Origin of the sequence: Microcoleus sp. LAD1_D3, assembly GCF_036702135.1 — a bacterium.
In the GTDB taxonomy this organism is placed as follows: domain Bacteria; phylum Cyanobacteriota; class Cyanobacteriia; order Cyanobacteriales; family Microcoleaceae; genus Microcoleus.
In genome coordinates, this window is sequence record NZ_JAUBSB010000027.1 from 1 (window position 1) to 13,305 (window position 13,305).

The window sequence follows — 13,305 nt, forward strand, 5'->3', positions numbered from 1 at the left end:
AATTATGAGTTAGCTCTAGGGGGATTAAATTGAAAACCTTCTATTATAGCATAGATTTTTTTTGCAAGAGGTCTAATATGGGTTAAATCCATTCTAGATGGGCTTTTACTTGATTTACTGCCATTTTTACAGCATTAACACTAGCTGTTATTCTATAGTTACGAACTAGATTATTTGGACTATTGTCCGACAAAACCACATTTCCTTCCCAAAGGTGGCTTTTTCTTGACCAATCAAGTTGAGCAAGTTCTGATACTTGTTCTGGATCGAAGCAATAGCTATCAGCATCATAAGTGCAGTAGAGTAACTTTCCTAATATTTCTATTCCCACACTCCGGCCCAATAAACAACTTTCTTTAAAGTTATCAATTTCATTGACTGTCAAATCATCCGCATCTGTCTCATAAATGTATTGAGTTAGACTGCATTCTGTAAAAAATTGATTGAGGCAACTAATTATAGCTGCCGAACATTCTGATAAATCATAATCTTTGAGCTCGTTATTCGGATCGTTAGCAAAAGCGCAACTAACAGCCTTTGCTACATAATTCATTGTATATATTCGCTTTTCTTTAGATGATGGAGAGCCTTTAACTTTCTCTGTCTTGCCCTTGAAAATTGGCACTTGTTCAATTAACTGTTTGCAAATACCTATTCGACCTTCCATTTCGCCAAAGGACAAGAGTAAAGATTTATCCAGTGCTTTTGTTTGCGCCATATCTCTAAAGTCTCTTTGACACTGATTAAAGTTGCCTTCTAAAACTAGCGTAATTGGGAAATCATTATTTCCAATTAACTCGCCGTTAGCACTCTCAATCAATTCGTGAATCGCTCGCTTGCGGTGCTGTCCGTCGGTAATATCTAACTTAACGCCACGAGGGATAACTACTAAACAAATTCCCCGACTTAGTTCGATAATTTGAATCTTCTCTGGATCGACATTGGCAGTGAGTGTACCCACAATCCAGGGTTGGTCTTTTCTAACGCGCTTGAGAATGTACTCCTTGACTTCCTCAGCATGGCCCTTAATCTCTGGACGGTTTTTACCAGACTCAGGCTCGTTATTGGTAGAAGGTCTTGCTTGGAGAAGAGTAGGCAAGTCCTCAGCAGGCACGTTGAATTGTACCATTTTTCGCTTTCCATGCTCAAAAATTAAGCCCGGATAGCACTTCTGACGGTGGTATCTGGCGAAGTACGGATCAAGAAATTCATCTAGTCGCTGGTTGAGTTCTGGCTGAGTCGAGCTGTCATTAGCCATAGCTTGTAAATTAATTTAAAGGTTAATATTTAATTGTAAATCATCACGGGTTATAGTAGTTAGGCAGACTATTACGTTGAAAGCTCAACGATCAAGGGCAAACAATTATGTTGCGTCACAGCGGGGAATTCACAGCACAAGTGTTGCTGCTTGGCAAGGGGAGATTGGTAAAATGACACAAGCTCAGCAGATGCCACTATTCCCACCGCGCAGCGTTAAGCAATTAGTGGATGATGTAGAAAAGTTAACTCAAGAAATTCAGGATTTGTATTGTAGCGATGAAATTCCCTGGATTTTAGGTGTATCTTTTGGAAAAGATTCGAGCGCAGTATTGCAGTTAATATGGTATGCAATCGCAGCACTGCCACTGGAAAAGCGCACAAAAACAATTCATTTAATTACAACAGATACGCTCGTTGAAAATCCCATAATTTCTACCTGGGTTCGCAATTGCATTAAACAGGTTAAGCTAGCAGCTAACCAGCAAAAAATGCCAGTTGAACCTCATCTGCTTCATCCTTCCGTTCAAGAAACATTCTGGGTATGCTTAATGGGAAAAGGCTATCCAGCACCTCGAAATGGATTTCGCTGGTGTACCGATCGCATGAAAATTCAACCTGTCAATCATTTTATTCGTGAAATGGTTAGATCTCACGGTGAAACTATTGTTGTTTTAGGTACTCGAAAGGCTGAAAGCAGCAAACGCGCTGCAACAATGAAAAGGCATGAAGCAGGTAGAGTGCGTGATCGCTTAAGTCCTAATTCTCGTTTAATTAACTCTCTAATTTACACTCCTGTGGAAGACTGGCGGGATGATGAAGTTTGGCTTTATTTAATGCAGTATCCTAACCCTTGGGGAGGTGACAATAAAGACTTGTTTACCATGTATCGCGGTGCGACAGCAGATAACGAATGCCCTCTAGTCGTTGATACTTCTACGCCTAGCTGTGGAGATTCTCGCTTTGGCTGCTGGGTTTGTACAATGGTAGACCAAGATAAATCTATGCAGGCAATGATTTTAAACGATGAGGAAAAAGAATGGATGCAGCCTCTCCTCGATATTCGCAACGAATTAGACATAAAAGACGATCGCCCAAAAAGAGACTTCCGACGCATTTACGGTAGAGTAGAACTGTTTGAACGCAACATGGGCGACGACACAACCTCCGTCGAACCCATCCCAGGGCCCTACACCAAAATCTGGCGAGAACACTGGCTGAGACGAGTCTTGGAAGCACAAACCCACATCCGCAAAACCGCACCCTTAGAAATGCGCGACATCACCTTAATTACCCCAGAAGAACTTAGCGAAATCCGCCGCATTTGGCTGGAAGAAAAGCATGAATTTGACGACTCTTTGCCCCGGATTTACGAAGAAGTCACAGGCGAACCTTTTGAAGATTCGCGTCCCGCCGCCGAACGAAAACTCCTCGGTAGCGACGAATGGGCTGTGATCGAAGATATTTGCAGCGAGGACAAAATGCACCTCGAATTGATGGCAAAACTCCTTGATACAGAACGCCAATACTACACCAAGCCCCGCCGTACAGGCATTTACGCGGATTTGGACAAATGCTTTGAAACCAGTTCGCGATCGAAGGAAGAAGCGATTGGCAACGCCCACTATCAACGCAATTTAAAAAAAGCGGTGGAAGATATTAAAGCAAATCCGACGGAAAAAATTCAGCAATTCAAAGATGCGATCGCCCAAACCAACAGTTCCGCCAAAAACGATACCGTTGATATTGCCAAACTTAAAGAAGAACTCGAAAGCAACAGCAATCAAAGCAGACAGTTGTCTTGGGCGGATATTAAATTTTCACCGCCAAATTCAGGAGAGAAAAAACCTAGCGATTAGCAGGCGCTAGCCTGCGGTTAAACCCAAACTTGTTGACAGCCACCCCGCCGAGCGATCGCATATAATGGTTTTTCAACTAACCGCAGCATTAACAAACCACCATCGTTTAAATTACACAATTTTTACGACCATGCTTGACCCTAATATTCCCCATCAGGATCTTACATACAGCATCATCGGCTGTGCAATGAGAGTACACCGGAGGACACAAAAAGGTTTAAGAGAAAAACATTACCAAAGAGCATTTGATGCAGAAATGCTGAAATCCAGTATTACAACAGAAATGGAATATCCCAGACAAATTTATGACGGTCAAGTTTGGATGGGAATTCTCTATCTAGACCATTGGGTAAATGAATGTATTGTAGTAGAAGATAAAGCCGTAAATTATCCAATGACCGATAAAGACCAAGCTCAAATCATAGCTTACTTAGCATCGACAGGAGCGAAAGTAGGTTTATTTATCAACTTTGGTCGCAGTAAATTAGAATATCACCGCATTCTCCCACCAAAATCCGTACAAGGTTGGCAACAACACATTCAACCATACTTGTGGCGGCCGAAAACAAATGGCAGAGGTTGGACAAGAGGAAGTGCAGGAACCTATGAAGAAACAGATGACGAACTCCCATTACCTCCCCACATTCAGTCCCAAAACGAAGAGGAAGATTCAACCGGTGTAATTGATTGGTAGCAAGGGAGGAGGGCGGTTAGCAGCGGATTTTGTAACGGATGTAACGGATGTAACGGATGATTAGTGGGAGATCACCAAATCTGCCACTAACCGCCGCCCACCAACCACCCATCCGCTAAATCCGCGACCAAATCTGCCACTAACCGTCCCCCACCAACCACCCATCCGCTAAATCCGCTACAAAATCCGTTGCTAACCGCCCCCCCACCAACCAACAACATATACATCTACAATGCAATTCCTCGAACTCGTCCTCAAAAACTTCGGGCCCTATGCAGGCACCCAAACCATCAATCTCCGCCCCGAAAAAGACGGAAATCCCTGCCCAGTCATTTTATTTGGCGGCATGAATGGCGGCGGCAAAACCACCCTCATGGACGCCATTCGCCTTGCCCTCTACGGTGGCCGCGCCCAATGTTCCACCAGAGGCAATTTAAGCTACAGCGACTTTCTCAATCAATGCGTCAACCGCCACACTCCCCCATTAGAAGATACCCGCGTCGAACTAACATTTGAACAAGTCCAAGACGACAAATTAGCTCAATTCAAAATAGTTAGATACTGGAAAAAATTAGATATCAAAGACAACCTAAGCATTCTCATCTACAGCGAAATTGTCAGCGATTGGTGGTCGGACAAAGCAATTACTAACACCTGGGACGAATACATCGAAACCCTTTTGCCCGTCGGAATATCCAACCTATTTTTGTTTGACGGCGAACAAGTAAAAGAACTCGCCGAACTCGAAACACCGCCGGAGTTTGTCGTCGGGGCGATTAAATCTCTTTTAGGTTTAGAATTAGCAGAACGCCTCGCCGTCGATTTAGAAATATTAGCCGGCCGCAAGCGGAAAGAAATTGCTGGCAAAAAAGACTTGGCTGCTTTAGAGAAAATTGAACAAACTTTTCAGAAAATTACTGATGAAATAGACTTAGCTAAGCAAGAACAAGCCAGCTTTAAAAACGAGTTAGATAAAGCTCAAAAAAATCAGCAACAAGCCTCAGAAAAGTTTATTTATGAAGGCGGGAAAATTGCCGCCGATCGCAGTCAACTAGACAGACAGCTAAACGATTACAGAAATCAGGCCGAAAAAAACCGTCAAGCCATGATGGAATTGGCATCAAATACGCTACCACTAGCCCTAATTTCACCCTTGCTAAGTGAAGCAAAAATTCAAGCAGAAACAGAAGCCAGCCAGCAGCAAGCAAAGATTGCCCAAAATGTTATCAAACAAAGAAGCGATCGCCTCCTCAACTATATAGCGGAAATCTCCTTAAATCCCCAACAGCTAGATAAAATTCAAGACTTCATCCGCCAAGAAAACCAAGAACTCGAACAGCAAGCCGGAACAGACGCCCCGCCCTGGATGAACGCCGACAACAACAGCATCCAGCAACTAGAAAACCTTCTTAGCTACCAAATCAAAGCCCAGCAAATTCTAGCCCGCGACCAAATAGAAGAAATCAAAAGCATCGAAGCAGAAATCGACTTTACAGACAGACAACTCGCAGCCGCCGCTTCCCCCGAAGCCTACGAAAAACTAGAAGAAGAAGTCAGGAAAGCCCAAAAAGCAGTCGCTATCGCAGCCGCAGCCTTAGAATCAGCCAACCGCCGCGTCGATGAATTAGAGAGAGAATTAGCCAAAAACCAAAAAGAACTAGAAAACTACAGCAGCGAATACATCACCATCAGAAACAGCCAACACGTCATCGCTTCCATCGCCAAAGCCCAAGCCACCCTGAAACTCTTTAAAGAAAAACTCACCCTCAAAAAACTCAACAAACTCGAAATAGAAATTACCGACTGTTTCCGCTACCTGTTGCACAAAACCGACCTCGTGCACAGAGTTGCGATCGACACTCAAACATTTAGCCTCTCCATTTACGATCCAGAAGGCAAACCGGTACCCAAACACCGACTTTCAGCCGGGGAAAAACAATTGCTGGCGATCGCCTTTTTGTGGGGATTGGCGAGAGTATCCGGGAGACAATTGCCAGTGGCGATCGACACTCCCTTGGGCCGCCTCGACTCCTCCCACAGAAACAACCTAGTCGAACGCTATTTCCCCTCGGCCAGCCACCAAGTCATCCTGCTTTCTACCGACACGGAAATTAGAAAAGTAGAATACGAAAAACTCCAAGAATTAGAGGCGATCGCCCACAGCTACCTCCTCAAATACGACTCCGCCAAACACCAAACCACCGTCGAAAAAGGTTACTTCTGGGAATAAAAATTCACGCTAAAAAATAGCCGCAACCCCCTTGACTTTTGCTGGGGAGTTGCGGTAGTATATATAGCATAATGGGATGGTGGCAAAAATAAAATTTTCGCCACCATCCCATTATTAAGGATAAATCCTAATAAAATTAGAATACCAAAAAAAACCGATTTAATCAAGTCGCGCCGTGTAAAAAAATGTTAATTATTTCGGGTTATCTAGAGGCTTTGCTTCCCCAATATTAACACTGTTTACAATATACCAAATAATCTCAAACTCATGGAACCACCAGTCGATCGCATCCGCCTCTCCCAAACAGGCAAAGACCAACTATCAAAACTGAAACGATCGACAAAAATCGATCAGTGGAATATTCTATGCAGGTGGGGATTTTGCCGATCGCTCGCCGAGCCCAGCATCCCATCCCCAGTACCAATTCCCAGCGACAGCAACGTCGAATTAAGCTGGGATGTCTTCGGTGGCGACATGGCCGATATCCTGATAATTGTCCTCAAGCAGCGGTGTCACCAAGACAATTTAGGCACAGAAAAAGAAACTCTAGCCAAACAGTTTCGCCTCCACTTGCACCGAGGGATTGGTTATTTAGCCGGCGATCCGAATATTAAGAAAATCGAAGACTTGGTGGCGATCGCTTTATCGCCTGAAAAATTAAGAAATTAACTGATTGTTGACAGTTGACAGTTGACAGTTGACAGTTGACAGTTGACAGTTGTTATTAGCAGGCCCAAGCGAGCAACAAATAAATAACCAATAACCAATAACCAATAACCAATAACCAATGACTTCTTATTTCAATAAAAGCGGGAAAAAATGCCCTACTGGGCCTTGACCTTCCCCAATATCTAAGCCATATTTCAGAGCAGTAGTAACATAATTCTTAGCTAATTTCACCGCTGTCAATAAATCTTTACCTAATGCTAAATTAGCGGCGATCGCAGCACTCAAAGTACAACCAGTCCCGTGAGTATTCCCAGTATCAACATTTTCAGTCTTCAACACATCCAACCGCGTACCATCAAACCAAACATCAATTCCCCGCAAATCTCCCGCCATCCCGCCGCCCTTCACCAAAACAGCTTTCGCACCCAAACGATAAATCTGCTGCGCCGCCGATCGCATATCGTCTAGAGAAACAATCTCCAAACCGCTCAAAATCTGAGCCTCAAACCGATTCGGAGTCACGACAGCAGCCATTGGAATCAAAACATCCCGCAAAAATGCGATCGCCCCCTCATCAATCAATCGATCGCCCGATCGTGAAACCATCACCGGATCGACAACCAAATTCCCTATTCCCAAACCCTCAACCTGTGAAGCCACCGCCACCATAATTTCCCGGTTCAGCAGCATCCCAGTTTTCACAGCGTGCACCCCAATATCGCTAACCACAGCCTCAATTTGAGCCGCCACAGCCTCAGCAGACAAAGCATCCACCCGCATCACCCCCAAAGTATTTTGAGCCGTCACGCAAGTCAAAGCACTCGTACCGTGCACGCAGTGAAACGCAAAAGTCCGCAAATCCGCCTGAATTCCGGCCCCGCCGCCACTATCGGAACCAGCCACAGTCAAAGCCACAGGAATCTTCGATTTCATCATCTTTTTTCAACCGCAGATAAACACAGACACATCCCAATAATATCTGGGTTCCCCGTGGCACGGGCGTCCCGCCTGTGCTTCCGAAGGGGTTAAAAATCCCAAACAAAATTAGCTATGATTAAACCAAATGTAAAGAATTATTGCAAACAACTGTGAAACTCACCCGAATCGACCTCAACTCTTGGATCTTCAACATCGCAGGCCAAACCATCCTCGTCGATCCTTGGCTGGTCGATCCGCTGGTATTTTACGGTCAACCCTGGCTGTTCACCGCCTACCACAACACCCCCGGATCCTTCACTCCCAGCAGCTTACCGCCGATCGACCTCATCCTAATTTCCCAAGGATTAGACGACCACTGCCACAGACCTACACTCGAACAGATCGATCGCACAATTCCCGCGATCGCCTCACCCAGCGCCGCCAAAGTCCTCAGCAGTTTAGGCTACACTAATATCACATCTTTAGCCAATTGGCAAGAGTTAAATTTTAAAGAAAAGTTACAAATAACCGCCGTACCCGGAGCCGAAATCGGGCCGGGACAGGAAGAAAACGGCTATTTGCTCAAAGATTTAAGCAGCGGCGAGACACTTTATTACGAACCGCACCTGCCACCATTAGAAAAAGTCAAACAGAAAATAGACACAGTAGACGTAGCCATAGCCCCAGTCATCGGTCAAATCTTCCCCTTCCTCGGACAAGTCATCATCGGCCCTTCGGAAGCCCTGAAGCTTGCCCAAACCGTAAAACCTCGGTTTTTCCTGCCTACAGCGGCGGGAGACATCCGAGCCACAGGCATTTTACCAATGTTAGTGCGATCGATCGGCAGCATCCCCGAATTTCGCGATTTACTAGCAAAATCGGGACTCTCCACCCAACTCCTCGAACCCGAACCAGGCCAAACCCTAGAAATTTGAGATTTTAGATTTGAGATTTTAGATTTAATCCGCCATCCAAAATCCCAAATCCACATTTATCTAGGCGGGCGACGGTTACGCAAAAACTCAGGAATATCCAATCCCAAATCCTGCGGCGGTTTCGCTTTCGGATCAGGCGTCTGTTGAGCAGGAGTCGTCGGCACAGTTGCAGCCCGCCAAGGAGCATTAACATTTTGCGTCCGCCCCGGAGCCGGAGGCGACGGAACTTCTCCCGAAAAACCAGTAGCGATCACAGTAATCTTAATTTCGCCCTGAAGCCGCTCGTCAATCACCGCTCCAAAAATAATATTGGCATTCGGATCGACAACCTCGTAAATCGTCTCAGCCGCCGCATTCACCTCGTGCAACGTCATGTCAGTACCGCCAGTGATGTTAAACACCACACCTCTAGCGCCCTCAATAGACGAAGCTTCCAGCAGAGGCGAAGAAATAGCCTGCATCGCAGCCTCCCTAGCCCGCGACTTGCCAGAACCCACGCCGATGCCCATCAAAGCCGAACCCGCATCCGCCATTACTGCCCGCACGTCAGCAAAGTCCACATTCACCAAACCGGGAATAGTAATAATGTCAGAAATACCCTGAACCCCTTGGCGCAGGATATCGTCAGCAACTCGAAAAGCCTCTTGTACCGGCATTTGTTCCGAAATCACAGACAGCAGCTTGTCGTTAGGAATCACGATCAGCGTATCCACGCGGGTTTGCAAAGCCGCAATCCCTTCCTCAGCTTGGCTGGTGCGCCGCCGTCCCTCAAACGTGAAAGGCCGCGTCACGATGCCCACAGTCAAAGCGCCCATTTCCTTAGCCACTTCAGCCACGATCGGAGCCGCGCCTGTGCCCGTACCGCCGCCCATGCCGGCCGTGATAAACACCAAATCCGCGTGATTCAAAGCATTAGCAACCTCGTCGCGAGATTCCTCCGCAGCCTTTTGACCGATCGCCGGATTGCCCCCCGCGCCCAAACCGCGCGTCAACTTCTGTCCGACTTGCAAGCGTTTCGGAGCATTTGAGAGAACCAGAGCTTGGGAATCTGTATTCACGCACCAAAACTCGACACCAGAAACCTCGCTAGCAATCATCCGGTTAACGGCGTTGCCCCCACCACCGCCGACGCCAATTACTTTGATTTTGGCAGCACTGCTGGGCATTATGTCTTTGGGATTGACCATAGGATCGATATCAATACTATCTACATTTACATAACCAGACTTGCGTCTAAACGGATTGGCGGAATCTGCAGCCACCGGAAAATTTTTTACTTCTTCCGAAGGGGGACTGTCTTGGTCAGACCCCTGTCTATTATTAAGCTTCATTAGAGTCGGGGATAGTAGATTACAGCTTGTTAACTAAACGCCAATTCACAATCAACTATAGGCTAAGTTGCGCGAAAAACTAACACTGATCAATGCTTAATGTTAGCAATCTCGGATTTTGTCGGTCTCGCTAGCCCAGACCTCGCTTGACGCCATCAAGGTGCTTGACTAGATCCAGGTACTTGTACGCAAGGCAGAAGGAAAAAAAGGGCTAGTATCCCTTCCCCAATTGGTATGGAAACAAAAATCTGATTGTTTTTTTCCGACGCGGAGGGGTATCAAAAAAACTCTCCTTATTTCAATACCTACGTATTTATCCTGATGGGTAAAAATTCTGCCGATCGCTCGCGATACCTTCTACCTTCTGTTGACAGAGGCTCAATTCTGGGTGCGAGTGGGTGCGGGAGTGGAACTCTCCAAACTGGGGGGGAGTTCTGGCAAATGGACGATCGGGGAAGCAGGATTTTTCAAGTCAATGTAGGCTATTTTGCTTGAATCTAGCTGTTTTGGCAATTGTCGCATTCGGTCTAAAACCTTAAGTTGCTCCGCAGTCTTGGAACTGTACGGCCCTAAGTGTACGGTACCGATCTCTGTTTTCAAGATCAAGTTTTTCGCGTCTTGCCAATTAATCTCAAACACTTTCACCGTCAAGCCGCTGAGTCCTTCGTAAAACTTCGGCCAAGAGGCGCGATACAGTTCCAAAGGCCCGATGACTTTTAAAGTGGGCAAAGAACGCTGAGGCTGCGTTCCTCGATCGCTGCCGGGCCTGATCGAACTATTCTGCGATCGCACAGCAGTATAACTATCCGACGGCATCCAACCTCCGCGAGCGTCCAGCCACCCCACTTTTTCCTTGTCGCTGTTGGATCTCAACACCGCTGTCGGCTGCGCCACCGCCACCGGCAGGCGTTCTGCCACTTCTACAGTCAAACTCGGGGGAAACAAGTTGCGAGTCACCTTCGCTTTGGCGATCGGCCCCGTTGACTCCAGCTTTTCGGCCAGCGCCTGCGGTTGAATCCCCCACAGCGACTGCGGGTAAGACAGCGGCATCAAAGACCGCACCGCCTTATCTGATAGCCACTGATTGCCCTCCACCTTCACTTGTTCCGATCGGGCAATCAACCAAGCCGGCTGAGCAATCCACCACAGCAAACCTCCAGCGATTGCGCTCGCTGCTAGCATTTGCCACACCAGAGCCGCCAATCGAGCGCGCCTCTGCTGCCGCAACTTTTGGCGCCTGCGCCCTAACTCTGTTTGAGAAACCGCTCCAAAACTAGCCATCTACGTCTTGACAATATAGTAATTAAGGATTAGCACAAATTCAAAACTGTTTAATCTCCCTCTCTGGAACCCTGTTTTCCCCTACCATTTAACCAGATCCCCGCAAATTTACCCATACTCCTGCCAATATAAGTAATATCACTGATCCCGCTAAGTAATAAAAAATTATTAATTAAAAATTCCCAATTCCAGCGCCCGGAAAACCCCTTACCTGATAAAGGTTCTTTGGGTATTTAGGGCATTACCCCACAGGGCAAAAGGTTACAAATCAAACTAAACTCAACTAAAGAAAGTTTAGACTTTCGATTAACTTTTTTAACTTTTATTCGGCTTCAATTGTGATCGCACTCGAATTAGACAGATTCTATAAAGCCTGCAACCCGAGCAAGACCCTTGTTGCTGGAGACCCAGGGGATTATCAATACTACATTGATTTTGGTTCCGTGCGTGGCGGCAAAATCATTGAATCTTTACAGCGAACCATTACCCGCATCTCCCCCAACGAGCCAACCTGTCAGCTATTTACAGGACATATCGGGTGTGGCAAATCTACGGAATTGTTTCGACTGAAAGCTGAGTTAGAGCAAGAGGGTTTTTGCGTCGTCTACTTTGAGTCTTCCCAAGACTTAGACATGGGGGATGTAGATATCAGCGATATTTTGCTGAGCATTGCGCGCCAAGTCAGCGAAACTATGGAATCCGCTAAAATCAAACTCAGACCGAGCTATTTTACCAATCTGTTTGCAGAAGTGGCAGAATTTTTGCAGACTCCCATAGATTTGTCAGCGGAAGCCGAGTTATCTGTAGGCATTGCTAGAGTGACTGCTAAAACTAAAGACTCTCCCAAACTGCGATCGCAACTTAGGCAATATCTCGAACCCCGCACCAACAGCATTTTGCAGTCGATCAACGAAGAACTCCTCAACAAAGCTAACGCCGAACTTAAGCAGCAAGGCAAAAAAGGGCTCGCAGTCATCGTTGACAACCTCGATCGCCTCGATGCCTCCCTCAAACCCAGCGGACGCACCCAGCCAGAATACTTGTTTTTAGACCGTGGCGAACAGTTGAAAAAACTTAATTGCCATGTTGTCTACACGATTCCCTTGACTTTGATTTTTTCCAACGATTTCGGCCGCCTCGCCAGTCGATTTGGAGTCAAGCCCAAGGTGATGCCGATGGTACCAGTGCAAATGCGATCGGGCGACGACCACCTCGAAGGAATGGCACTGCTGCGCCAGCTAGTATTAGCTAGAGCTTTCCCGAAAGTTGCTCCCGATCAACGCATTGATTTGATTTCCCAGGTGTTTGACTCTCCCGAAACTTTAGATCGGCTTTGCCGGATTAGTGGCGGTCACGTTCGCAATCTACTGATGCTTTTGTATAGCTGTTTGCAGCACGAAGACCCTCCCTTCTCTCGCGAATGCCTCGAAAGCGTCATTCAAGAATATCGCGATGACCTTTTGGGAGCCATCAATGACATGGAATGGGAATTGCTGTTTCAAGTCGTCAAGCGACAAAGTGTAACCGGCGAAGAAGAGTCTCAAATTTTGTTGCGAAGTATGTTTGTCTTTGAATACCGCGATCAAGAAGGTCGTTGGTTTGGGATTAATCCAGCCCTAGCAGAAACCAGAAAATATAAGGAGTGGCTGCAGCGCACTGAAGCAAAATAGTTAGGATTTTTGAGATAGCTTCGTGACTCTAAGAACCCTTAACCACGAGGGAGTTAGAAAGTATTTAACTGAAAATTCATCTCTCACAACTCCGAAATCTTACAATTTAATAAAGAAATCAGTCAGCGGTTTTTGCCACTGGCTGATTTCTGTTGAATGCTGGCTATAGGCGGTGAATGTTATTGTCGTGTAAAACTTTGCCGCCACTAAGGACTTTGCCCACTTTCAACTCTCATATCTGCAATGTCATACCCCCTATTTCTATTTTTACCTGTTGCTCTTAATTTCACATAATCCCATCCCCGACGACATTTTTTTTTTCGGTTGTGTTAAATGCCTGCTACAGATATATCGGAGTTGTTTACTAATAGCTAGCCGTCGGTATGATTATGAGCTTAGCAGTTGGCTATTTATGATAGGTAGTTTTTTATATCTCGCTGAATCAAAAAATCTAAGGCAGC

11 protein-coding genes are annotated in these 13,305 nt (G+C 46.1%); 6 read left to right on the forward strand and 5 right to left on the reverse strand.

What is annotated here, in order from left to right; translation table 11 throughout:
* Nucleotides 1-82: 82 nt before the first annotated feature.
* Entirely contained in the window at nt 83-1,258 is a 1,176-nt protein-coding gene (locus tag QUA74_RS16565; protein ID WP_333330986.1) for a DNA sulfur modification protein DndB, read from the reverse strand.
* A 172-nt stretch (nt 1,259-1,430) separates the two neighbouring features.
* Here QUA74_RS16565 and dndC point away from each other — a divergent pair, with 172 nt between their 5' ends.
* Together dndC and QUA74_RS16575 are read left to right on the forward strand one after the other, a co-directional pair.
* Nucleotides 1,431-3,116: a DNA phosphorothioation system sulfurtransferase DndC gene (dndC, locus tag QUA74_RS16570; protein WP_333331139.1), complete on the forward strand. Its 1,686-nt coding sequence runs from the start codon at nt 1,431-1,433 to the stop codon at nt 3,114-3,116.
* A gap of 130 nt (nt 3,117-3,246) precedes the next feature.
* Entirely contained in the window at nt 3,247-3,810 is a 564-nt protein-coding gene (locus QUA74_RS16575; protein ID WP_333330988.1) for a GxxExxY protein, read from the forward strand.
* An 86-nt stretch (nt 3,811-3,896) separates the two neighbouring features.
* Here QUA74_RS16575 and QUA74_RS16580 read toward each other — a convergent pair whose 3' ends face one another.
* Entirely contained in the window at nt 3,897-4,037 is a 141-nt protein-coding gene (locus QUA74_RS16580; RefSeq protein WP_333330991.1) for a hypothetical protein, read from the reverse strand.
* A gap of 5 nt (nt 4,038-4,042) precedes the next feature.
* Between QUA74_RS16580 and dndD the strand changes: the two genes are divergently transcribed.
* Together dndD and dndE are read left to right on the forward strand one after the other, a co-directional pair.
* The gene (dndD, locus tag QUA74_RS16585) at nt 4,043-6,040 is read left to right on the forward strand and encodes a DNA sulfur modification protein DndD (RefSeq protein WP_333330994.1); all 1,998 of its coding nucleotides are present in this window, start codon (nt 4,043-4,045) and stop codon (nt 6,038-6,040) included.
* A gap of 267 nt (nt 6,041-6,307) precedes the next feature.
* Nucleotides 6,308-6,709: a DNA sulfur modification protein DndE gene (gene dndE / locus QUA74_RS16590; protein ID WP_333330997.1), complete on the forward strand. Its 402-nt coding sequence runs from the start codon at nt 6,308-6,310 to the stop codon at nt 6,707-6,709.
* 126 nt (nt 6,710-6,835) lie between these two features.
* Here dndE and thiD read toward each other — a convergent pair whose 3' ends face one another.
* A complete protein-coding gene (gene thiD, locus QUA74_RS16595; protein WP_333330999.1) occupies nt 6,836-7,645 on the reverse strand; it encodes a bifunctional hydroxymethylpyrimidine kinase/phosphomethylpyrimidine kinase in 810 nt (269 codons plus the stop codon).
* Nucleotides 7,646-7,797: 152 nt separating this feature from the next.
* Between thiD and QUA74_RS16600 the strand changes: the two genes are divergently transcribed.
* Entirely contained in the window at nt 7,798-8,562 is a 765-nt protein-coding gene (locus QUA74_RS16600; RefSeq protein WP_333331002.1) for an MBL fold metallo-hydrolase, read from the forward strand.
* A gap of 56 nt (nt 8,563-8,618) precedes the next feature.
* Here QUA74_RS16600 and ftsZ read toward each other — a convergent pair whose 3' ends face one another.
* On the reverse strand, nt 8,619-9,893 hold the full coding sequence (gene ftsZ, locus QUA74_RS16605) for a cell division protein FtsZ (RefSeq protein ID WP_333027130.1): 1,275 nt from the start codon (nt 9,891-9,893) through the stop codon (nt 8,619-8,621).
* Between the two features lie 378 nt (nt 9,894-10,271).
* Complete coding sequence (locus QUA74_RS16610) at nt 10,272-11,174, reverse strand: FtsQ-type POTRA domain-containing protein (RefSeq protein WP_333331005.1); 903 nt, start codon at nt 11,172-11,174, stop codon at nt 10,272-10,274.
* Nucleotides 11,175-11,512: 338 nt separating this feature from the next.
* On the opposite strand from QUA74_RS16610, the gene QUA74_RS16615 reads away from it, so the two are divergent.
* Nucleotides 11,513-12,844, forward strand: coding sequence for a P-loop NTPase fold protein (locus tag QUA74_RS16615; RefSeq protein ID WP_333331008.1), 1,332 nt, complete (start codon nt 11,513-11,515; stop codon nt 12,842-12,844).
* Nucleotides 12,845-13,305 lie beyond the last annotated feature (461 nt).